Source organism: Cytobacillus sp. FSL K6-0129 (genome assembly GCF_038007625.1).
Taxonomy (GTDB): Bacteria; Bacillota; Bacilli; order Bacillales; family Cytobacillaceae; genus Cytobacillus; species Cytobacillus kochii.
This window is the reverse complement of record NZ_JBBOXM010000001.1, coordinates 1,898,061-1,920,421: the sequence shown is the minus strand read 5'-3', so window position 1 is coordinate 1,920,421 and position 22,361 is coordinate 1,898,061. Positions and strand designations below refer to the sequence as shown.

Genomic DNA, 22,361 nt, shown 5'->3' with positions numbered 1-22,361 from the left:
TTTTCTATCATACATAGTTGTTTTATAGAGAATTTCTTCAATGATTATGATGTATTGTTTTTGAAATAGTTGTACCCTCAATTTTATTAATCAAATCATCCGTTATCTTCTCTTGTCTGTTAGATCCAGTAAAGACGATTAGTGCCATCTAAACGTCGTAATAGGGTCAATTATAAAAACTCCTTTATAAAATCAACTCCTCTCATGTATTACTTATTATGCTTGAAGATTAAAAAATGGTTGAATACCTTAAAATAAGGTGTTATGAAAGCTTTTACTAGCTGAATGATAATCAAATCATTGCTCCCATTTACCAAAAATAGAGTAAACTAGTCAATAACGGTTATAACCAGAGGGGATGGAATAAAATTGAGTAAACATCAAATGTCTATCATTGATTTTGCGAGGAGGGGACAATCTATTTATATTGTCCTACAAGGGTACGATGCACAATCCGATAAACCATTTGCAGGAGAAGTGAGAATTCTAGGGAATAACATATATGGTGATATGATTCATCCGAATAAGTCACTTTTATCTGAAAGCTGCCGACAGTTTATTAAGGATACAATACTAATAAAACTTCAAAATCAAGAAATATAAGATTTAACAAAGTGAGGGGAAGAAATGGGAGAACCGATTCAATCGAGTTATAGTGAGAGTGAGAGAGAGAGATTATATAAAAGAACTTTAACGGTTGTGAGTATTTCTCAGTTGTTTGGTGGAGCAGGTTTGGCTGCAGGCATTACGGTAGGAGCATTATTAGCAGAGGATATATTAGGAACGGCTTCATATGCAGGCTTGCCAACAGCTTTATTCACGATTGGATCAGCAGTTACTGCTTTTATAGTAGGGAAAACTTCTCAACATTATGGCAGAAGAATTGGACTTACTATAGGTTTTATTGTAGGTGGACTAGGAGCATTAGGGGTTGTTTTGGCAGCTATATTACAGAATATCTTTCTATTATTCTTTTTTTTATTCCTTTACGGCGCAGGTACGGCAACCAATTTACAAGCGAGATATGCCGGCAGTGATTTGGCTAATGAGAATCAAAGGGGAAAAGCAGTAAGTTTAACAATGGTTATGACCACATTTGGAGCAGTATTAGGGCCCAATCTAGTTAATATTATGGGGGAGGTGGCAGGCCGATTAACCATTCCTCCTTTAGCTGGCCCGTTTTTATTATCTGCTCTTGCATACATAGCTGCTGGGATTGTATTGTTTATTTTATTACGTCCAGACCCATTTATCTTAGCGAAGCAATGGGTCGCTGAAGAAGAAAATCAAATGAGTAATTCTGTTATTGCTACCAAAAATGTAAATAAATATCATATCGTTGTTGGGGCAACAGTAATGATTTTAACACAGTTAATTATGGTAGCGATTATGACGATGACCCCTGTTCATATGCTTCATCATGGTCATACACTACAAGCAATCGGAGTGGTAATTGGCGTTCATATTGGTGCGATGTATTTACCATCTCTATTTACAGGTGTTCTAGTTGATAGATTAGGTAGATATTTTATTGCAATTGCTGCAGGTGTTACATTATTGTTATCTGGAATTACCGCTGCTAGTGTGCCTGAGGATTCTTTATTTGGATTAATCTTAGCTTTAGCTTTATTAGGGTTAGGCTGGAACTTCGGTTTAATCAGTGGAACGACATTAATTGTTGATGGAACAACCAATGAAAACAGAGCTCACATTCAGGGAAAAGTCGATGTGTTTATTGCCCTATCTGGTGCGACAGGTGGGTTGCTTTCGGGCATGGTTGTTGCTCATTCTAGTTATGCTACTTTAAGTATAGTTGGTGGATTGATTTCATTCATTTTAGTACCAATTGTCTTCTGGCCAAAGTTAGCAAAAGCAAATAGCTAATGGGAAATAAATAACCACGAACCAAATTCATTTGGCTCGTGGTTATTTTAGATAAAAGCAAAACTGTCCAAGCTGTTTTTATTTTGTTTGTAAATAGTACCAAATCAAATTTGTAAACGTATGAGCTTGTAGTTCGATCTCTGTCTTGTCTAGTGAGGTTTGGAAAGGTTTGAGTAAAGGTAACAGAACAGGTTTACGAATTCGGTCTGCTTTTAATTCTGTTAATATCGCATCAAATAAATCTTGTTGATCTTCATCAAATTGGTGCTGTTCTTGCAATTGCTGAGCAAACTCAAAAATTTCTTCAATTTTGATAATCCGTTTATTTATATGAGTTCTTAGCTGATTAATAGCTGAATAATTGAGAAGAGAAACGCCACTAGATTTCATCGTTTGTAAAATCATCTCTAAATAAGATAGTGTCACATCAATAAGTTGTTTTAAATCATAAACATTATTCGTAATTCTTTTCACAAAGAGAAGGTGTTGGAGCATTCCAGTAAATAAGACAACTCCTTCAAACGCATAATCTCTAGTGTCTTCTCCAAATACCTCAATAACTCTAAATGTTAACCATTCCATATCGTACACTCTATGTTGTAAAACGAGTTTCTTTAAATCCTTTTCATTGGAATGCAATATCGCTTCAAATAATCGATGAAGATTACTGGCTTCTTGTAGTGTGTATAATAGGGAGATTTGATCTATAAAGACATCTCTATCTTTTGTATCTTTCCCCACTTGTAGTGCAATTCTTCTTTGACTTGCTTCATAGCGCAAATCCTCTAATATCTCAGCGATACAATCATTTTTTGTGGCGAAATAATTGTAAAATGTCCCTTTGGAAATATTTGCTGAATCAATAATATCTTGTACAGATGTTTGTTGAATTCCCTTTTCTTGAAACAGTTTCAATGCTGCATCTGCCACTTTCTTCTTCTTGTTATTCATCGTGTATTCCCCACCCTTATGGCTTTAATTATAAATTCTTAAGAAGAGAAATACAATGTAATTGAACTTTTAGTATAAATATGTTGACCGATTTATACTTTGGGTTTAAAATGGTTCAGTACTCGAAATAAAAAATAAAAAGGATGAGAAAGTATGGATTCAAGTTTACAACCTCAAAAACCTCCGTATTTAATGCTTGCAATATTATTTGTCGGTGCGTTTGTGTCTTTCTTAAATAATTCATTATTAAATGTGGCGTTGCCTAGTATTATGGTCGATTTAAATGTAGAAAATTATTCTACAGTACAGTGGCTGGCAACTGGGTATATGCTAGTTAGTGGCGTGCTTGTTCCTGCTTCAGCATTCTTACTAACACGTTTTAAAAATCGTAGCTTATATATTTTCTGTATGTCTGTATTTACAATTGGTACAGCTATGGCTGCATTTGCACCAAACTTTGGTATGTTATTAGCAGGTCGTATGGTTCAGGCTGCAGGTGCATCCGTTATGGGGCCTTTATTAATGAACGTCATGCTTGTTAGTTTTCCTCGTGAAAAACGCGGTACTGCAATGGGTGTGTTTGGATTAGTTATGATTACTGCACCAGCCATTGGTCCGACTTTGTCTGGGTATATTGTTCAATATCATGATTGGCGTGTTCTTTTTGAGATGATTTTGCCATTAGCAATCATCAGCTTATTACTATCTATTTGGAAATTAGAGAACGTTATGCCTCAAAATAAAAATGTGCAACTTGATTATTTTTCAGTCGTGCTATCTTGTTTAGGTTTCGGCGGCTTGCTTTATGGTTTTAGTTCTGCAAGTGCTGATGGTTGGACAGATACATGGGTACTAACGACTTTAATTGTTGGTGGCATTTCACTTATTCTCTTTATTATTCGTCAAATGACAATGGAAAAACCACTATTAGATTTACGTGTATATAAATATCCGATGTTTGCACTGGGATCAGTGATTGCAATTGTTAATGCGGTCGCCATGTTTTCAGGTATGATCTTAACTCCAGCATATGTACAGAGTGTTCGTGGAATATCGCCGCTCGATTCTGGTCTGTTAATGCTTCCAGGAGCAATTGTGATGGGAATTATGTCACCAATCACTGGTAAGTTATTTGATAAATTTGGGCCGCGTATGTTAGCTGCTGTTGGTTTAATAGTGACAGCTATTTCAACTTATATGTTAGCTAATTTACAAATCGATACATCCTATAGTCATATTGTGATTATCTATGCGTTGAGAATGTTTGGTATGTCAATGGTAATGATGCCAATTATGACAAATGGTATGAACCAAATTCCAAATCGCTTAAATCCACATGGAACAGCAATAAATAACACAGCTCAACAAGTTTCGGGTTCAATCGGTACAGCTATATTAGTAACGATTATGAATAGTGTCACACAATCTAAAGCAGAAAGCTTAATGACAGGTGTAGACCCTACAACAATGACAGAAGCAACAACTGCTGCAGTTACTCAACAAGCGTTACTAGCAGGTATACAATATGCCTTCTATGTATCACTTGCAATTAATATTGTTGCACTTATACTCGTATTATTTATAAAACGAGTGGATACAAGTGAGGAAGCAGTACGTAAGTTAGAAGAAGAGGAAGACAATAGGCATTCAAAACAAGTGAGTGCTGAAGTATAAGAGAAAGGCCATTCGATAAATCGAGTGGCCTTTTTTTGTTGTTCTAAACATAACGCATATGAGCGGGGAACACGCGAAAGAAATATGGGAGGGTTTCTTTAGGGCATATTGGAAGCACAAGGTACTTATTAAATGTGTGGTTTGCATATTACTCAGAAGCGAGAATGGAAATGAAAGCCGAGCAATGCGAACTTGCAAGTCATTCAGCAGGAAAGACACAAATGAAAACTAAAATAGGAAATTAGGGAATTAAATTGGGTACACACGAGGTGTGAAAGCTTGGTAAACTTGGTTAACGGGGGATCGGTATTTAATTTAGGAGTGTAATAATAAAAAAGCCTGACAAATCTACGATAGCATTCGTCCGGCTTTCTAGCTCTATATTCAAATTTTAAATAAATCACTTGATAAATATCTCTCACCTGTGTCACAAACAATGAATACAACGACATCATCTGATGTTAAACCTTTAGCGACCTGTATCGCTGCGAAACAAGCTGCTCCAGATGATGGACCGACAAGGATGCCCTCTTTTCGTGCGAGGTCTCTTGTTGTTTGATAGGCGTCTTCGTCTGTGATTTGATGTATTTCATCATAGACATTTGTATTTAAGATTTCTGGTATAAAGCCAGGACTTGTCCCTACTAATTTATGTTTTCCTGGTTCTCCACCGGAAAGCACAGGCGAACCTTTTGGTTCTACAACATGGACTTGGAGTCCCTCATAATAATCTTTCAATACTTCCCCGGTACCTGTAATGGTTCCCCCTGTGCCTGCAGTAGCAACGAATGCAGACAAATCCTTACCTATTTGTTTCATCCCATCAATAATTTCAATAGCAGTTGAATGCCTATGGGCATCTGGGTTAGCATTATTTTCAAATTGCATAGGGATAAAGCTATTAGGAATTTGTTTAGCTAATTCTTTTGCTTTTCTGATTGAACCAGGCATTTTTTCATCTCCTGGTGTGAGAACAACTTCTGCACCGTACGCTTTTAATAAATTGATTCTTTCTTTCGTCATCGTATCGGGCATTACGAGTATACTTTTATATCCTCTAGCGGCAGCATTCATAGCAAGACCTATGCCTGTATTTCCGCTTGTGGGTTCAATAATTGTAGCCCCTGGTTTTAATAACCCCGCTTTTTCAGCTTTTAGAATCATATTATATGCTGCTCTGTCCTTTACGCTTTTGCTAGGGTTAAAAAACTCTAGTTTTCCATAAATAGTAGCCCCATTTTTAGGCCCAATTTTATTTAATTTCAATAGAGGGGTGTCTCCTATTAGTTGCGCTAAGTTTTCAACAACCTTCATTCAAGTCGCATCCTTTCTTCAATGCTTTACTCTTTATTATAGTTATATCATATTTAACTTATCAGTTATAAAGGAATTGCTTAAAGGCAAACATGACATCATACCTATGGAAAAATACTGAAATTCTTATCTGTTCTGATAAAATAGATATAGATAATCAAAAGGAATTGGGAGGATAAAGATGATGGAAAAGAGAAATCCTCATTACTTTTATGCGATTAGTATACCAAGAAATATACAATTAATCATAAAACAAAAATGTCTGGCAGTAGAGGCTGATTATCCGTTTAAAGATTGGGTACATGAATGTGATTATCACATTACTCTTGCTTTCTTAGGGAGTGCTTCTTTAGAAGTATTGGACGAAATGAACCAACTGATAGTTAATGATTTAAAAAATACTTCCCCATTTACGCTGTATCTTGAAGGTGTTCAAACTTTTGGACTTAAGGAACGCCCTCGTATTCTATGGTGTGATATACATAAAGAAAAGCAATTACATGAAATTCAATCCATTGTTAATCAAGTCTGTGGAAAGTATGGTTTCTCACGTGATAGAAGAAATTTCACACCACATATTACATTAGCTAAAAAATGGCAAGGTAAAAATCAGTTCACACATTTTCCGCCTATTATGGAAACACCGTTATCATTTGAAGCTACTGAAGTGGGTCTTTATGAAGTAAATACAGAGAGTAAGCCGAAATATAAAAGAATAGCAACATTCTCATTAAAAAGTTAAGGGGGTAGTAGGGTGGGGCAGTTAATAAAAATTGTCGATTGTATTTCACGATATGAGCAGAATATTTATTTATATCCATCTAGATTTGTAAAATTAAAAAAACAACAATGGGAACTGTTATTGACCCGTTTTGAAGAAGAAGGAAAAGAGTACCAACTCATAGAGGAAGAACCAGCTCAATATCATAAACCACGCTTGAAGGATAAGCTGCTCAATATTGTAAAAAGAAACAAGGAGACAATGATTGAAGAGGTGGCTGAAGAGGAAACGAATCATAATGAAGATTCATTTTCGTTTACCGCGGACTATCATGTGAGACCTACCTCAACAAAGGAACTTAAGCAAATGTACCTCGATCAATTATTTCGTACACAATTAAAGTGGGCAAGCTCAACCTTGTTTTCTGAATCATCTCTACCAAGAAGTTACTATTATAATGAACAGTTAAAATACTTGTTACAAAGGTTTCCAGATACATTCCTTGTCCTATTCCAGCCGATACTAAAGCTAGGTCAAGCACCGGTTTCTCTTGATACAATTATTCTCACACCGACGGAAGTAATCTGTCTCCATTTTTTAGACGGTGCTGAATTAACGGCTTATACCGGAAGTGCTGGCCGATTTTGGTTAGCTAAAAAAGAAAATGAACAGAAAATTTTAAACCCATTGATCTCATTAAACAGAACAGTCACAGTAGTCAAGAAAATTTTGGACAAACATGATGTCACTTTACCTGTTCAAAAGGTTGTTCTTTGCCGAGAAGGATATATTGATTATCCTTCAGTACCCTTTGATGTTACTTTAATTGATCGGAAAGAGTATCCGTCTTGGTTCATAAATAAAAGACAAACAAAAGCACCGTTAAAAAGTCAGCAGTTATTAGCAGCACAAGCCTTGTTGACTTATGCGGAAAGTATATCATTCGAAAGATCGGAATGGAGTGACATAGGGGAAGGGTAACGAATAGGCGATTAATCATTATTGTCTATCCATACGAAAAAAATGAAATGAGTGTGTCTCTCGTTCAGGCAAATTTAAGACAGCAAAGTCAAATACTCTTGTCCAGTAACAGGTCCGAATAAAAAGTGTTATTGGTTTGTAAGGCAGTGTTTATACCATTCATGAACTGCATGGATGGAATAAGAGCTCGGCTGTTAAACTGGCCTTTTTCCATATAGATCGGGTAATGATTTGATAAGAGGTATTTTGAAAGTCTATTCAGCTAAACAAGCACTTAAATCACTGGTGAATAATATAGATAATGAAGAAGAGTTTTGATATCGGGTGAATTTAGGGATTAAATAACTCTATTTGCTATTTGTAAAAATAATGGGCTGTGGTTTGATGCTTAAGTTGCCTATAAGGTGAATCGGTTTATAAACCGATAGGAATAGAACCTGAGACTTTTTGTTGGCGTTACATATGATTTCCGCAAATGTCGTAGGAACTGTGGTGAGTACAGAGATGGACATTATTTATAATTGATTAGTATGCTCACATTGCAAAGGAAAGTAGGGAAGTATAAAGAAGTGATGTCACTTCTTGGACTTTCTATCTCAATGCGGCTTCCCGTTCATTTGATGTGCAGGATAGAGGGGAGAATGGCTTATCATTTCGCCTAAGAGATATTTCCAATCTAGCAAAGAGGACAATAATTAAATGAAGGGATGGGGGAGTAATATGAATGATAGTAAGAAAGCATTTTATGCGTATTTAGATCGATTAGATTTAGTCACATTATTACTTCCTTATGATTATCACCAGGGTCATTCAAAGTATTTTACTTATATCCATCGTGATGAAAGTTACGAGCTTGTGATAGAAGGAATAGAAGAAATTAATGATTTTCGCAAATACTATTGTTCTTTTCCTCATCCTTTTCCATTTGGGGCGATATGTTATATAGAAAGTGAACACGGAGATGTGATTGAGGTCGATATTGGGTCGGTGACAAGAACACCTGAATTTGATGAGCTCTTCAAATATGAAGGGCCTCTTGGATATGAATATCAACCGCATGCAACGACTTTTAAAGTATGGGCACCAACGGCAACTGCCCTACGATTAGAGTTACATCATGGCAATGATTCAGAAATGATTGAACTGAGTAGGAAGCAAAAAGGTGTTTGGCAGGTTACTGTATCAATGGATGTACATGAATGGTGTTATTGCTACCACATATGTGTGAACGGGGTTTGGAGAGAAGCTGTAGACCCATATGTAAAAGCAATTACTCCAAATGGGCAATTAGGTGTCATTATTGATGAGAATCGATATAAACATCCAAAAACAGCACGCCCATCCTTCTCAATGATGACAGATGCTATTATTTACGAAACGCATATTCGGGATTTGACCATTCATCCAAATAGCGGTGTCCGCCACAAAGGTTTATATAAAGGCATAGCTGAAGAGAACACTGCTAACGTAAAAGGAGACTCTACAGCGCTCAATTATATGAAAGAATTAGGTATAACACATATCGAATTTTTACCATTGAATCATTTTGCTGGAGTTGATGAGACTAGACCAGACGATTGTTATAATTGGGGATATAATCCTCTTCATTTTAATGTGCCACAAGGAAGCTATGCCTCTAATCCTGCCACTCCTTATACAAGAATAAATGAATTAATCGGACTCATTGATGACATTCATCAAAAAGGTATAAGGGTCATTTTAGATGTTGTCTATAATCATGTGTATGAAAGAGAAACTTCCTCTTTTGAAAAAATTGTACCAGGTTATTATTTTAGACATGATCTAAATGGTACTCCATCAAATGGTACAGGTGTCGGAAATGATATCGCATCTGAAAGGCATATGGTAAGAAAGTTTATTGTTGATTCGATTACTTATTGGACCAACACTTTTAAGGTTGATGGTTTTCGATTTGACTTAATGGGTATTTTAGATGTGACAACGATGAAACTTATCCGGAAAACGTTAGATGGCATTGATTCGACAATCCTTGTTATTGGTGAAGGTTGGGACTTAAATACACCTCTCGCTAAAGAAGAGAAAGCGAATATTCATAATCAAGATAGGCTTGGTGCCATTGCACAATTTAATGATCAGTTTAGAGATGGAATAAAAGGGAATACATTTAATCTATACGATTGTGGATATGCACTTGGTAATCACTATTATTATCAAACAGCTAAAACAGTATTGAAGGGGAGCATTGGTCAACAAGGGATATTTAATGAACCATTTCAGACGGTTAATTATGTGGAAGTACATGATAATCATACATTATGGGATAAAATCCATATATGTTTTCCTGAAGACACAGATGAAAGTAAAAGACTAAGACATCGATTAGCAACAGCGATGGTTCTTCTTGCACAAGGGATTCCTTTCTTGCACAGTGGTCAAGAGTTCTTTCGAACAAAAAACGGTGAAGGGAATAGTTATCGTTCACCTGATTGTGTGAATCAATTGGATTGGATGGCTAGGAGTAAATATAAAGAGAATGTTGAATATGTAAAAGGATTAATTGCTTTCAGAAAAAGGTATGCGATTTTACGTTTATCCAGTACGAAGCAAATTAATGAAGCGGTAAGTTTTCTAGATATTGAAAAACCACTACTGGCGTATTTACTTTCACATCATAAGTTTAATGAGGATGTATTATGTTATTTTAATCCAACTGAAAAGGAATATGAAATTTCCTTACCATATGGGCAATGGAAATTATATGTCACTCAAAATCAAGCCTCTCCTCATTCGTTAGGTAACTATTCTAATATTACTTTGCCTCCCTTTTCCTGCTATTGTTTTGTTCAGGAAAAAGTAACTTGCTAAAAACTCTTGAAAGAGATAAAATTTATAAAGATAGCTATTGTTGAATTTGTATCAATAGCTATTTTTATTTTCAATTGAAACTTTAAGTGTGAAATTGTTTAATACAGCTATTCATAAATGGCGTAGTAAATTGCAGGTGAACTATTTTGGAAAATTTATTCGGGGATGACTGGCGGATTATCCCGGCTGGTGGTGCAACTGGAGAAGCCTATTATGCACAACATGATGAACAGCGATTATTTTTAAAAAGGAATTCTTCTCCTTTTCTAGCCGTGCTTTCTGCAGAAGGAATTGTCCCGAAGCTTGTTTGGACGAAAAGGATGGAGAATGGAGATGTATTTACTGCTCAGCAATGGATGAGTGGTAGTGAGCTTAGGCAATCGCAAATGAATAGCGAGAGAGTAGCCAAGCTGCTAAAGAAGATTCACTCATCAAAACCATTGCTTGCCATGTTAACTAGGTTAGGGAAATCGGCCATCCATCCAGAGACAGTATTACAATCACTATTAACGGAATTGGATCAAGACTTATTGGAAATTCCATTAGTAGCTGAGTCACTAACATTTTTAAAAGACACAGTGAATGCGATTGAAACGGATGTAACGACTGTGTGTCATTGTGATGTGAATCATAATAATTGGCTATTATCCGAGGATAATCAGTTGTTTTTAATAGATTGGGATGGAGCAATGATCGGTGACCCGGCTATAGATATTGGTACATTATTATATGCCTATATTCCATATGAACAATGGAGTGAGTGGCTTCAGTTATATGGCATGGTGTTGACGGAAGATTTGCGATTGCGCATGAAGTGGTATGCATTGTTCCAAGCCTTGGATAGTATTCAATGGCATAAAAGTAAATTCCGTTTTCAGGAAATGAATAATCTAATCCAAGGGTTGGAAAGAAGGCTTCATTTAGATTATATTAGTTGATTCATTGTGTCGACCCATTGAGCGAGTTCATCTTTGCTAGAAGAAATATGCTCGTTTAGGTCAGATGATTCTATACCGTTTTTACTATATTGGTCAACATCATTTAATAAAGGAAGTAAATCTTGATGAATAGTTTCTTGGTTTTGTAGGGATTGTACAAGCCTAGCAATTTGTTCACATTCTGATTTGGAGCCACAGGTATCTGTGTGATGGTTCCTTAATAGATCCTGCAGCAATGTTAATTGGTCTTTTTGACTAATTGGCATTTTACTCACCTTTTTTCTTTTTATGGAATCACAACTAGATTGTGATTCCTTTCGTTTTTTATACATGCAAAAAACCGTAATGACAAAAGAGGTTTCACCATGGGAAGTATTGAGTGTCTGCAAAACTGCATAGTAAGCTACCCTTTTAAAGGAGCTTGCACACTTTTACATTGCATGTTATCTTTTGAAAGATGAATTGAATATAGAGGTGTAATTATGCGACAAAGAAATAAACCGTGGGCGAGAGAAAAACTTGCCAATTATCCACAATACATTATCCAAGAGCCAAAAGAACAAAAAGGAAAGTGGCAAGTGTGCTTTGGTAATAATCGTCCACTTCATATCGAAATTGGTACGGGAAAAGGTCGTTTTATTACTGGAATGGCAAAACAGAATCCTGAGATTAATTATATTGGTATTGAATTAGCGGAGAGCGTCATTGTAAGTGCGCTAGATCATATTATTGAAGAAGAATTACCAAATGTAAAACTGATGAATATCGATGCAGCAGAGTTACGGGAGGTATTTGAGAAAGGTGAAGTAGATCGGATTTATTTAAACTTCTCAGATCCGTGGCCTAAAAAACGACATGCAAAAAGAAGACTAACTTATCAAACATTCTTATCTCTTTATGAAGATATTCTACCTCCTCAAGGAGAGATTCATTTTAAAACAGATAACCAAGGTCTTTTCGAATATTCTTTAATGAGTTTCTCTCAATACGGAATGATATTGAAATATGTCAGCTTAGACCTTCACCAGAGTGATTATGAAGGAAATATAATGACAGAGTACGAAGAAAAGTTCTCGAATAAAGGTAGTCGTATTTTCCGATGTGAAGTGCAATATCGATAAGGTGAAAATGCCGCTTCACTTAAGAAAGGCTCAGAAAATAGTAACAGGTCTTTATCGTCATGTTGTGTTGGTGATAAAGGCCTTTTTCACTTCTCTAATCATGTTTCTTTGAGTAGACTGCATATCAAGAGTATGTGTTCAAAAAAGCGAAGAGAATACGAGTTCCGTACAAAATCGAATATATGAAAAATTGAAGAATTGTAAGCACATCGATCCTGTAACGGAAGTCAACGGAAAGAGAGTTTCTATGTGAACGATGAATCTCTATTTCTCCTCCTGATTTCAGAACTTTTTAGTGACTATACCCAGTGGCTTAACTGAACTTGTTTTTTCTTTAATTAATGGAATACTGCTTAATAATAGATTTCTTAATATTGCGTAAATATGATAGACTAATGGTGTGAAAGGGAGGGAAAAGAATGGAGACTTTACAAATAGACGATATAAAATTAACTTGGCTTCGTGGTGGTGTCAATCATCTAGATGGGGGAGCGATGTTCGGTGTCGTTCCGAAACCATTATGGTCCAAAAAGTATCCTAGTAATGAAAATAACCAAATTGAGCTACGAACAGATCCTATCCTCATACAATGGAATAATCAATTGCTGTTAGTTGAAAGCGGTTTAGGGATTGGGAAGTTTACAGATAAACAAAAGCGGAATTACGGTGCATGGGAAGAATCGTTTATAGAGGAAGACTTAAGGCAACTAGGTTTTACGACGTCGGATATTGATTATGTTCTTATGACTCATATGCATTTTGATCATGCTTGTGGTTTGACTAAATTAGAAGGAGAATCCTATCATTCTGTATTTCCGAACGCGAAGATTATTTGTTCACAAATCGAATGGGATGAAATGAGAAATCCGAATATTCGCTCACGTAATACATATTGGAAGGAAAATTGGCAGAGTATACAAGAACAAGTAATAACATTTGATAAAGAATGGAGTATGGGACCTGTTCAAATGATTCATACAGGCGGCCATAGTGATGGACATAGCATCATTATCATTGAGGGAAAAGAAGAGTTGCTTATACATATGGCCGATATTATGCCAACACATGCGCATCAAAATGTGCTATGGGTATTGGCGTTTGATGATTATCCGATGGATTCTATCTCTGCAAAACAAAAGTGGATGAAGATAGGATTAGAAAAAGAAGCTTGGTTTAGTTTTTATCATGATGCCTTTTATCGAGCAGTTAAATGGAATCAAGAGGGGAAAGAAATCATCGCAGAAATTAAAAGAGCCAAATAAATAATGAATGCCTGTGCCCATCAACGCATCTGCGTCGATGAGGCTCAGCGCTCATTTAGGAATAAATTAAATAGGATAAGCGTCAATAATGACACCTGTTTTTGCATCGGCAACAAATTCATATTGTTTTACGTCTTCACCAGTATATCTGGATATGCCGCCTTTATACACTTCATAATGTAATTCTTCCTTTTGATAAGGTTCTTTTTCCATATGAATCCATGAACCACTTATTTCCCCATTCTCTTTGAAGGCATCTTTTGCATTTTGTAATGCCTTCTCAGGTGACGCTGCTATTTTCTCTGTCATTACCTCGCGCGTAATATATCCTCCAACAAGACCGACCCCTACACCTAAAACAAATGATTTCCAACTCATAATTAAACCTCCATTATTAAAAAGTATCTACATAATCTTTTAGATGTTTTGCTATGCTAATTGCTTCACTTTTATCTTAGCAAAGAATTGAATATTTAAAAACTAATTAACTTTCCTAATGGTGGCACCCGTCATAAAAGTTATGTAGAATGGTAATATACATAGGATTCAATATAGTCAAATAATAGGAGTGGGAAATAATGAATGAGAAGACTTTAGAACTATTTAAAACATTAACAGAACTTCCCGGAGCAGCTGGTAACGAACACTTAGTTAGAAATTTTATGAGAGAAGAGCTTAGTAAATATTCAGATGAAATTGTTCAAGATCATTTAGGAAGTATTTTTGGTGTGAAAAAAGGTGCTGAAACAGATCCTACGATTATGGTTGCAGGTCATATGGATGAAGTAGGTTTTATGGTAACTGCTATTACAGATAATGGCATGATCAGATTTCAAACATTAGGTGGCTGGTGGAGCCAGGTATTATTGGCACAAAGGGTGCAGATTATGACTGCTAACGGACCGGTAATTGGGGTAATTGGTTCTATCCCTCCACATTTATTAGATGATACGGCAAAAAATAAGCCGATGGATATAAAGAATATGTTGATTGATATCGGGGCTGACAATAAAGAAGATGCAAGAGAAATCGGTATCAAACCGGGACAACAAATTGTTCCTATTTGTCCATTTACACCAATGGCGAATCCGAAGAAAATTTTGGCGAAGGCTTGGGATAATCGCTATGGGTGTGGTCTTGCTATCGAATTACTTGAGGAGATAAAAGATGAGAAACTACCTATTAATTTATGGTCTGGTGCGACTGTACAAGAAGAAGTAGGCTTAAGAGGTGCAAAAACAGCTGCTAATATGATTAAACCGGATCTTTTTTTTGCGCTTGATGCAAGTCCTGCCAATGATATGACTGGTAAAAAGGACGAGTTCGGACAGTTAGGGAAAGGTACATTATTAAGAATACTTGATCGCTCAATGGTTACACATCGCGGTTTGAGAGAATTTATTCTAGATACGGCTGAAAGTCATCAGATTCCATACCAATACTTTGTTTCTCCTGGTGGAACGGATGCAGGCAGTGTTCACTTAACAAATAATGGTGTCCCAAGTGCAGTTGTTGGTATTTGTTCAAGATACATTCATACGCACGGTTCAATTATCCATATAGATGATTATGCTGCTGCGAAAGAACTACTTGTCACATTGATAAAATCACTTGATCGCACAACAGTTGAAACCATTCGTCAAAACAGTTAGAATTTCAAATAAGTAACATGGGACTTCTTTACAAGAGGTCCTTTTTAAGTTTTGCATTGGCAATGAGTATATCAGGATGATTTTTAATATATTTATTTTAGGAGGGGCTATCATGAAGATCTATATTGGATCGAAAAACCCTACAAAAGTACAGGCCGTTAAAAATATTTTCATTGAAAATAGTGATGTTATTGCTGTTGATGTTGCATCTAATGTAGCTAAACAACCAATGACTGATCAAGAAACGATTCAAGGAGCAATTAACAGGGCGAAGGGTGCCTTATATGAAGGCGATGGAGTCATTGGCATTGGCCTAGAAGGTGGTGTACAGCAAACAGATTATGGTCTATTCTTATGTAATTGGGGTGCACTTGCAGTAGAAGGGCATACGCCAATTGTTGCAGGTGGAGCAAGAATTCTTTTACCAGATTCTATAGCGCAACGTCTGATTGAAGGAGAGGAACTGGGACCAGTCATGGATGATTTTACGAATAAAAATAATATCCGTAGCCAAGAAGGAGCAATAGGGGTATTTACTGAAAATCAAATCAACCGCGAAGAAATGTTTACCCATCTTGTTAAGCTATTGTATGGTCAATGGCAATATCGCAATAGAGGTGAATAAAGCCTTTTACAATAAATTAACCAGCCTATTTCATTTTAGGGCTGGTTTTTATTTAAGATGCATATGATGTGTTTTCTGCAAAAGTCTCAAAAATATACCCACCACATGAATGGTGGCAGGTAGGGAGTAGTCTACTATTTTTCCTCAAAAATATAAGAAAGTACTTTAATGGCCTGATTAACCGTTTCCACTGTAACATTTGCTTTACTTGATAATTCTTTCAGAGGGTGGTGGAGTTCTTCTGGCCGAATGAGGATAAGCGGTTTGTTTTGGTTGATTGCTGCACTTGCATCCATAGCAGTATTCCATTGCTTATACTTTTCGCCAAATAAGGCAATCACTAAATCAGATTTTTTCAATAAAAGCTCAGTGCGTAAATTATTGATATTTGAAGCTGCTTCGTCTTTGAAAATAGCATTAGGCTGCTTACCAAGGATTTCCTCCCCAATGAAGTCACTGCGATCGTGATTCTCCATAGGTCCGAAAAAATGAACCGGTAACTGTAGTGATTTGGCTTTATCCTTCAGTTCTTCACGCCAGTTAGAATGAATTTCCCCAGCTAAATATACATTCAGTTCCATTGTCTTCCTCCTCTACACTTTTACTTATTCTAACATCAAATGGATTGATAGTGAAAATATGTGCACTGCTTATTTTGTTTGATACTGTATGTGCTAAATGACTATTTTCTGTTCCGATGCTTAACTCCTTTCTAAAAATAAAAGTTACCCTTTACTTAATGTCGTTCATCTATTAAAGAACAGATCTTTCGAACAATCGCGCATTAAGATAGTCTATTTCATTATTAGAAGGCTTGTATGGCGGCTAATTCTAATGGTATTAACTATTTCATCAAATGAAGTATGAATATGAGAAGATGAAGAAAGAATGTGGACAAGTATCTACTGAACGTTTTTGAAGAAATACAAATGGTCATCCCATTCATTTTATTTTTGAATGGTATAAAACTTTAAGGTTGTAACTCCCTCTATTAACATCTTAATGAAATAAAAATTAAGGTATTACATATGTCTTTACATGTGATAAGATAATATGGTGTTAAATGAACATAATGATGGAGGAATTATACTTATGAACGCTTTTCTTAATAAGAAGGGAGTAAAACTGTCTCTAAAGGTATATTTTATAGACGCTATGGGGAGTATGGCTTTAGGATTGTTCTCCACTTTAATTATAGGGTTGATTATTAAAACTATTGGTGAACAATTACAACTAGGCATGATTTCTAATGTAATGATTGAAATGGGTACAATGGCAATGGGGTTAATGGGTCCTGCGATCGGGGTTGCTATTGCGTATAGTCTAAAAGCGCCTCCTCTCGTCTTGTTTGCTTCTTTATTAAGTGGGGCAGCTGGTGCGGTATTAGGTGGACCAGCAGGTAGTTTTGTTGCAGCAATCATCTCTACTGAACTAGGCAAACTAATTAGTAAGGAAACAAAGCTTGATATTATTGTGACACCTTTTGTTGTTGTGTTTTCCGGATATAGTGTAGCGTCTTTAATTGGTCCTTTTATAGATCTTGGAATAAAAAATCTTGGAGCATTGATTATGTGGGGGACAGAGCAGCAACCACTAGTGATGGGAATGATTGTAGCTGTACTAATGGGTCTAGCTTTAACAGCCCCTATATCAGCAGCAGCTATTGCGATGATGCTTGATTTAAATGGTATAGCTGCAGGAGCAGCAACAATTGGTTGTGCTGCTCAAATGGTTGGATTTGCTGTCTCGAGTTATAGGGAGAATAAATTTGGTGGCCTTGTTGCACAAGGGCTAGGAACTTCTATGTTGCAGGTGCCAAATATTATGAGAAATCCATTCATACTCATCCCACCCACAATTGCAGGGCTTTTACTTGCGCCAATTGGCATTATTATTTTTAATATGGAAAGTATTGCTGCTGGTGCGGGAATGGGTACGAGTGGCTTAGTCGGCCAAATAATGACTTTTACAACAATGGGATTTAATCTTACTGTACTATTAAAAGTGATTGTAATACATTTTATTGGACCTGCAATCATTAGCTTGATAATATCAGAATATATGAGAAAAAAAGGCTGGATTAAATTCGGCGATATGAAGCTTGATATGGGAGATGAAAAACAATGAGAAAATTAGCGTCAATGGAAGAGTATGAGCAATTAAAGGAAAACGGAAAATATATTTTAATGTTTTCAGCACAGTGGTGCGGGGATTGCCGGTTTATTGAACCGTTTATGCCTGAAGTAGCTGATAAGTATAAAGAGTTTACATTTATTTATGTAGATCGCGATGAGTTCATCGATCTTTGTGTGGAACTTGATATTTTCGGCATTCCGAGCTTTGTAGCTATCGAAAATGGTAAAGAGCTTGGTCGTTTTGTCAGTAAGGATCGTAAAACACAAGATGAAATTGAGGAATTTATTGCAGCGCTTTAAAAATAGATTTGCACGGCTCCTTATAAGGGCCGTTTTTTTATTTTTACAATACGAATTTGGAGATCATCGGTGTTATTTCTTGTTCACACCACGAATCAATGACAATCTTGTTTGAATGGCAAATGAATCCACCCTGTATATCAATAAAAGGTATTTTGTTCATTCCTTTATATCGTTTTTCCCACGAAATAGTTTGGTTGTTTTGATAGGATAGATGGAGATATTTGTTCTACATGGATAATAGCCATATCATCGGTTATGGAAGCGGGACACTTTTGTTTCTGCTCATTTTAGTGTAAACTAAGTACCGAAAATCTTCCCTGTAAGGAGGGATAAGAATGAAGAATAAAATGACAAGTAAGCGTATGAAAGAAGAATTAGAAAAGCGTCTTCATAAAGAGGATCGCCTAATGACTTTCGATAGAGAAAAAGATCAATTACGTATAGAAAATAAACATACTGGCAAAGGGATTACGATAGAATTGCCTGGCATTGTCGCGAGATATCAAGAGCAAAAGGAAAAAGCAATTGATGAGGTTGTTTATTATGTAGAAGAAGGCTTAGAAGCCATGACAGGAGAACAACGTTTTTCCGGTAAAGAGAAAAACATTTTTCCCGTTATTCGCTCAACTTCCTTTCCACTAGAAACAGGTGATGAAGTACCCTTTGTATATGATGAGCATACCGCAGAAACGCGAATTTTTTATGCGCTTGACTTAGGGAGCACTTACCGATTAATTGATGAAAAATTGCTTCAAAAAGAAGGCTGGGAAAAAGAGCGAATAAAAGAAGTTGCTCAGTTTAATGTTCGGTCGCTTTCTACAGAAATGAAAATAGATCAAGTAGCTGGTAACGATTTTTATTTCCTCAATAAAAAAGATGGGTATGATGCTAGTCGTATCTTAAACGAGTCTTTTCTCAAAAATATGGCGACAAAGGTCAAAGGAAATATGGCTGTAGCTGTTCCTCATCAAGATGTATTAATTATTGCTGATATTATGAATGAAACAGGATACGATATCCTGGCACAAATGACAATGAGCTTTTTTGCAAGTGGTCATGTACCAATTACAGCTCTGTCTTTCTTATATGAAGATGGGGAGTTAGAACCAATATTTATTTTAGGCAAGAATAAAAAGAAACAATAACCATGGAAATGGGTCGCTATAGGCGGTCCATTTTTCATTTGTGTGTCATCTTTTTCAATGATATCAAAAACTTATCAAAGATAACTCAGATTACATAATTGCTATCATTCATAGTAGGTTTACTGATAGAATGTAAGTTAGAACAGAAAAGGAAGTTGATAGAATGAATTGGTTTAAAAGAATAAAAGCCTACTTTAATGGCTATGATGCCGATGAGTTCAAGGAATATGATCCAACGAATACAACTCAAGAAGATAAACCTACAAATAACACTAATAAAATTCAAACTAAAGAACCATATGAAACACATAGAGAGATCGAAGCAAAAGTAATTTATCAATATCCAAAAGGTGAATTCCGTTTTCCTCTCATCCCAGATGAGACACGGGAAAGAAGAAAGCCAAGAGAACGTGAAAATAAATTAGCAGACGAAAAGCCAAAAGATAGTAAAAATCTTCAAACAAGACAAAGAAGAAGTCATTCAACAAAAGAAAATATTGAAAATCAGCAAGAAAATCATCGTCCATTAGAAAAGAAACAAATAAAAAAAACGGAAATTAAGCTGAATGCAGGGCCATTTAAACCATCAGAAATTCCTTCTCCTATATATGGTTTTGGTCAAAGAAAAAGTCAAATAAAAGAGGAAACGAAACTTGAACAGTATGAAAGAATAGAACCTACTGAATATGACCTTGGTATTGCTCGTGGCAGAAAAGAATCTGCTTCACTTGAAGAACAATACAATCAATTGTCTCTTTACGATGAGCCGGAACAAGTGAATGTGAGGGTGGAAGAAGACCTGATAGTGGCGACTAACAATGAGCCGGAACAAGTGAATGTGAGGGTGGAAGAAGACCCGATAGTGACGACTAACAATGAGCAGGAACAAGTGGATGAGAGGGTGGAAGAAGCCCCGATAGTTGCGACTAACAATGAGCCGGAACAAGTGGATGAGAGGATGGAAGAAGCCCCGATTGTCGCGACTAACAATGAGCCGGAACAAGTGATAGCATCCTTTCAGGTCGAAGATGAGCTAACAGTTTCACAAAATCAAACTGCTGTCGCACTTGAAAAATCCATTCCTTATTCGAACCAGTATGAAGAAGTTGAAGAAAAACGGATGTATGAAGATGAGGCACAGGATGAAGGACAAACAAACATACATAGCATGGAAGAAGCTCACGCCAATGTGGAAGAAGAGATAGAAACTGGAACATCGTCTCATCAATCACAGAAGCGGAGTCATCTGCCCTTTAATGTAATGATGTTGCAATCGGATAAGAAAAAGTTAAATGTCAATGAGACGGCAGCATTTGATTCATCGTCACAAGTAAAAAAAAATGACTTTTATAGAGATGAGGAAATAGAAGAAAATTTGCCTAATTATGTCTTCCCATCTATGAGGTTGTTAGATCCTCCAGTTAATATGGACACAGATGAAGAATGGTTATTAGAACAAGAGGAATTATTAAATGCCACCCTACATCACTTCAATGTCCGAGCTCATGTGATACAAGTAACGAAAGGTCCTGCCGTTACTCGTTTTGAAGTGCAACCAGAGCCGGGAGTGAAAGTAAATAAAATTACAAACCTAGCTGATGATATCAAACTCAGTCTTGCTGCAAGGGATATTAGAATAGAAGCACCTATCCCTGGAAAACATGCGATAGGCATAGAAGTGCCTAACCAAAAGAGTAGACCTGTACAAATTAGCGAAATCATTCATAGTGAAGAGTTTATGCAATCAGAATCACCATTAACTGCTGTATTAGGTCTAGATATTGCTGGCGATCCAATTGTCACAGATTTACGCAAAATGCCCCATGGTTTAATTGCAGGTGCAACAGGATCTGGTAAAAGTGTTTGTATAAATTCTATTCTTATTAGTCTTTTATACAAAGCTGATCCTGAGGAGTTAAAGCTCTTGCTCATTGATCCTAAAATGGTAGAATTAGCACCATACAATCAAATACCACATCTTGTTAGTCCGGTCATAACCGATGTAAAGGCGGCAACAGCCTCACTGAAGTGGGCAGTAGAAGAAATGGAAAGAAGATATGAATTATTTGCTCATTCGGGCGTACGAGATATTAATCGTTTCAATGATTATGCAGAGGCAAATAAGCAATACCATCAAAAACTGCCGTATATTGTCATTGTCATAGATGAATTAGCCGATTTAATGATGATGGCCCCAGCGGATGTTGAGGAAGCCATCTGTCGTATCGCTCAAAAGGCAAGGGCCTGCGGGATTCACTTAATTATTGCGACTCAACGACCGTCAGTTGATGTTATCACGGGTCTCATTAAGGCAAATGTACCAACAAGAATTGCCTTTTCTGTTTCTTCACAAGTGGATTCGCGGACAATAATAGATATTAGTGGTGCTGAAAAGCTTTTGGGTAGAGGAGATATGCTCTTTTTAGAAAACGGTTCATCAAAGCCAGTTCGCTTGCAAGGAACTTTTGTTTCTGATCAAGAAATTGATGATGTCGTAGCACATGTTAGGAAAGAGCAGAAACCACAATATTTATTTGAACAAGATGAGTTATTAAAGAAAGCGAAAGTAACTGAAGAAACAGATGAATTATTCTTTGAAGCATGTTATTTTGTGATTGATCATCAGGCAGCATCCGCTTCTATGTTACAAAGAAGGTTTAAAATTGGTTATAACAGAGCAGCACGCTTAATAGATATGATGGAGGAACAAGGCTTCGTATCTGAAAATCGGGGCAGTAAGCCAAGAGATGTCCTCATTACTGAAATGGAACTAAATGAAATTGAACAAAATAGTGAATGATGTTAGAA

The 22,361-nt window shown here is 36.3% G+C and carries 20 protein-coding genes; 15 read left to right on the top strand and 5 right to left on the bottom strand.

The features are described from left to right. Positions 1–369: 369 nt before the first annotated feature. Both MHI57_RS09355 and MHI57_RS09350 read left to right on the top strand, forming a co-directional pair. Complete coding sequence (locus MHI57_RS09355; protein ID WP_322910361.1) at positions 370–603, top strand: hypothetical protein; 234 nt, start codon at positions 370–372, stop codon at positions 601–603. Between the two features lie 24 nt (positions 604–627). Continuing rightward, on the top strand, positions 628–1,884 hold the full coding sequence (locus tag MHI57_RS09350) for an MFS transporter (protein ID WP_095372204.1): 1,257 nt from the start codon (positions 628–630) through the stop codon (positions 1,882–1,884). Positions 1,885–1,962: 78 nt separating this feature from the next. Here the strand turns inward: MHI57_RS09350 and MHI57_RS09345 are convergent, their stop codons facing one another. Then, the gene (locus MHI57_RS09345) at positions 1,963–2,835 is read right to left on the bottom strand and encodes a TetR/AcrR family transcriptional regulator (protein ID WP_095372205.1); all 873 of its coding nucleotides are present in this window, start codon (positions 2,833–2,835) and stop codon (positions 1,963–1,965) included. Between the two features lie 153 nt (positions 2,836–2,988). Here MHI57_RS09345 and MHI57_RS09340 point away from each other — a divergent pair, with 153 nt between their 5' ends. Then, complete coding sequence (locus tag MHI57_RS09340) at positions 2,989–4,509, top strand: MDR family MFS transporter (RefSeq protein ID WP_095372206.1); 1,521 nt, start codon at positions 2,989–2,991, stop codon at positions 4,507–4,509. A gap of 384 nt (positions 4,510–4,893) precedes the next feature. Here the strand turns inward: MHI57_RS09340 and cysK are convergent, their stop codons facing one another. Beyond that, positions 4,894–5,823: a cysteine synthase A gene (gene cysK, locus MHI57_RS09335; RefSeq protein WP_095372207.1), complete on the bottom strand. Its 930-nt coding sequence runs from the start codon at positions 5,821–5,823 to the stop codon at positions 4,894–4,896. 181 nt (positions 5,824–6,004) lie between these two features. Here cysK and thpR point away from each other — a divergent pair, with 181 nt between their 5' ends. From thpR to MHI57_RS09315, 4 genes are all read left to right on the top strand, one after another. Beyond that, on the top strand, positions 6,005–6,565 hold the full coding sequence (gene thpR, locus MHI57_RS09330; protein ID WP_307316718.1) for an RNA 2',3'-cyclic phosphodiesterase: 561 nt from the start codon (positions 6,005–6,007) through the stop codon (positions 6,563–6,565). A 12-nt stretch (positions 6,566–6,577) separates the two neighbouring features. Then, positions 6,578–7,525: a nuclease-related domain-containing protein gene (locus MHI57_RS09325; RefSeq protein ID WP_095372209.1), complete on the top strand. Its 948-nt coding sequence runs from the start codon at positions 6,578–6,580 to the stop codon at positions 7,523–7,525. A gap of 720 nt (positions 7,526–8,245) precedes the next feature. Beyond that, the gene (pulA, locus tag MHI57_RS09320; protein WP_340975973.1) at positions 8,246–10,372 is read left to right on the top strand and encodes a type I pullulanase; all 2,127 of its coding nucleotides are present in this window, start codon (positions 8,246–8,248) and stop codon (positions 10,370–10,372) included. A gap of 146 nt (positions 10,373–10,518) precedes the next feature. Next, on the top strand, positions 10,519–11,310 hold the full coding sequence (locus MHI57_RS09315; protein ID WP_095372211.1) for a phosphotransferase family protein: 792 nt from the start codon (positions 10,519–10,521) through the stop codon (positions 11,308–11,310). Here the strand turns inward: MHI57_RS09315 and MHI57_RS09310 are convergent. Then, positions 11,298–11,576, bottom strand: a complete 279-nt coding sequence (locus tag MHI57_RS09310; protein WP_307316725.1) for a YtzH-like family protein — start codon at positions 11,574–11,576, stop codon at positions 11,298–11,300. The two genes, MHI57_RS09315 and MHI57_RS09310, sit on opposite strands and share 13 nt — an antisense overlap. A gap of 216 nt (positions 11,577–11,792) precedes the next feature. Between MHI57_RS09310 and trmB the strand changes: the two genes are divergently transcribed. Together trmB and MHI57_RS09300 are read left to right on the top strand one after the other, a co-directional pair. Further along, the gene (trmB, locus tag MHI57_RS09305) at positions 11,793–12,431 is read left to right on the top strand and encodes a tRNA (guanosine(46)-N7)-methyltransferase TrmB (protein WP_095372213.1); all 639 of its coding nucleotides are present in this window, start codon (positions 11,793–11,795) and stop codon (positions 12,429–12,431) included. A 419-nt stretch (positions 12,432–12,850) separates the two neighbouring features. Further along, complete coding sequence (locus MHI57_RS09300) at positions 12,851–13,693, top strand: YtnP family quorum-quenching lactonase (RefSeq protein WP_095372214.1); 843 nt, start codon at positions 12,851–12,853, stop codon at positions 13,691–13,693. Between the two features lie 66 nt (positions 13,694–13,759). Here the strand turns inward: MHI57_RS09300 and MHI57_RS09295 are convergent, their stop codons facing one another. Then, entirely contained in the window at positions 13,760–14,071 is a 312-nt protein-coding gene (locus MHI57_RS09295; protein ID WP_095372215.1) for a PepSY domain-containing protein, read from the bottom strand. A gap of 200 nt (positions 14,072–14,271) precedes the next feature. Here MHI57_RS09295 and MHI57_RS09290 point away from each other — a divergent pair, with 200 nt between their 5' ends. Then, the gene (locus MHI57_RS09290) at positions 14,272–15,345 is read left to right on the top strand and encodes a M42 family metallopeptidase (RefSeq protein ID WP_095372216.1); all 1,074 of its coding nucleotides are present in this window, start codon (positions 14,272–14,274) and stop codon (positions 15,343–15,345) included. A gap of 112 nt (positions 15,346–15,457) precedes the next feature. Beyond that, positions 15,458–15,970: a DUF84 family protein gene (locus tag MHI57_RS09285; RefSeq protein WP_095372217.1), complete on the top strand. Its 513-nt coding sequence runs from the start codon at positions 15,458–15,460 to the stop codon at positions 15,968–15,970. A 134-nt stretch (positions 15,971–16,104) separates the two neighbouring features. On the opposite strand, the gene MHI57_RS09280 is transcribed toward MHI57_RS09285, so the two are convergent. Further along, positions 16,105–16,551, bottom strand: coding sequence for a YtoQ family protein (locus MHI57_RS09280; RefSeq protein ID WP_095372218.1), 447 nt, complete (start codon positions 16,549–16,551; stop codon positions 16,105–16,107). A 511-nt stretch (positions 16,552–17,062) separates the two neighbouring features. Between MHI57_RS09280 and MHI57_RS09275 the strand changes: the two genes are divergently transcribed. The 4 genes from MHI57_RS09275 to MHI57_RS09260 all read left to right on the top strand — a co-directional run bounded on the left by MHI57_RS09275 (position 17,063) and on the right by MHI57_RS09260 (position 22,353). Beyond that, on the top strand, positions 17,063–18,097 hold the full coding sequence (locus tag MHI57_RS09275; RefSeq protein WP_095372219.1) for a PTS transporter subunit IIC: 1,035 nt from the start codon (positions 17,063–17,065) through the stop codon (positions 18,095–18,097). Continuing rightward, on the top strand, positions 18,094–18,405 hold the full coding sequence (locus tag MHI57_RS09270) for a thioredoxin family protein (protein WP_095372220.1): 312 nt from the start codon (positions 18,094–18,096) through the stop codon (positions 18,403–18,405). The genes MHI57_RS09275 and MHI57_RS09270 overlap by 4 nt, the downstream gene beginning before the upstream one ends. A gap of 338 nt (positions 18,406–18,743) precedes the next feature. Beyond that, complete coding sequence (locus MHI57_RS09265; protein ID WP_224938783.1) at positions 18,744–19,553, top strand: DUF1444 domain-containing protein; 810 nt, start codon at positions 18,744–18,746, stop codon at positions 19,551–19,553. 163 nt (positions 19,554–19,716) lie between these two features. After that, positions 19,717–22,353 (top strand): DNA translocase FtsK, encoded by a 2,637-nt coding sequence (locus MHI57_RS09260; RefSeq protein ID WP_340975964.1) that lies wholly within the window; start codon positions 19,717–19,719, stop codon positions 22,351–22,353. Positions 22,354–22,361 lie beyond the last annotated feature (8 nt).

Coding starts and splice junctions, on each gene's coding strand:
- MHI57_RS09350 (WP_095372204.1), top strand. CDS start 628: ATGGGAGAACCGATTCAATCGAGTTATAGTGAGAGTGAGAGAGAGAGA.
- MHI57_RS09345 (WP_095372205.1), bottom strand. CDS start 2,835: ATGAATAACAAGAAGAAGAAAGTGGCAGATGCAGCATTGAAACTGTTT.
- MHI57_RS09340 (WP_095372206.1), top strand. CDS start 2,989: ATGGATTCAAGTTTACAACCTCAAAAACCTCCGTATTTAATGCTTGCA.
- cysK (WP_095372207.1), bottom strand. CDS start 5,823: ATGAAGGTTGTTGAAAACTTAGCGCAACTAATAGGAGACACCCCTCTA.
- thpR (WP_307316718.1), top strand. CDS start 6,005: ATGATGGAAAAGAGAAATCCTCATTACTTTTATGCGATTAGTATACCA.
- pulA (WP_340975973.1), top strand. CDS start 8,246: ATGAATGATAGTAAGAAAGCATTTTATGCGTATTTAGATCGATTAGAT.
- MHI57_RS09310 (WP_307316725.1), bottom strand. CDS start 11,576: ATGCCAATTAGTCAAAAAGACCAATTAACATTGCTGCAGGATCTATTA.
- trmB (WP_095372213.1), top strand. CDS start 11,793: ATGCGACAAAGAAATAAACCGTGGGCGAGAGAAAAACTTGCCAATTAT.
- MHI57_RS09300 (WP_095372214.1), top strand. CDS start 12,851: ATGGAGACTTTACAAATAGACGATATAAAATTAACTTGGCTTCGTGGT.
- MHI57_RS09295 (WP_095372215.1), bottom strand. CDS start 14,071: ATGAGTTGGAAATCATTTGTTTTAGGTGTAGGGGTCGGTCTTGTTGGA.
- MHI57_RS09290 (WP_095372216.1), top strand. CDS start 14,272: ATGAATGAGAAGACTTTAGAACTATTTAAAACATTAACAGAACTTCCC.
- MHI57_RS09285 (WP_095372217.1), top strand. CDS start 15,458: ATGAAGATCTATATTGGATCGAAAAACCCTACAAAAGTACAGGCCGTT.
- MHI57_RS09280 (WP_095372218.1), bottom strand. CDS start 16,551: ATGGAACTGAATGTATATTTAGCTGGGGAAATTCATTCTAACTGGCGT.
- MHI57_RS09275 (WP_095372219.1), top strand. CDS start 17,063: ATGAACGCTTTTCTTAATAAGAAGGGAGTAAAACTGTCTCTAAAGGTA.
- MHI57_RS09270 (WP_095372220.1), top strand. CDS start 18,094: ATGAGAAAATTAGCGTCAATGGAAGAGTATGAGCAATTAAAGGAAAAC.
- MHI57_RS09265 (WP_224938783.1), top strand. CDS start 18,744: ATGAAGAATAAAATGACAAGTAAGCGTATGAAAGAAGAATTAGAAAAG.
- MHI57_RS09260 (WP_340975964.1), top strand. CDS start 19,717: ATGAATTGGTTTAAAAGAATAAAAGCCTACTTTAATGGCTATGATGCC.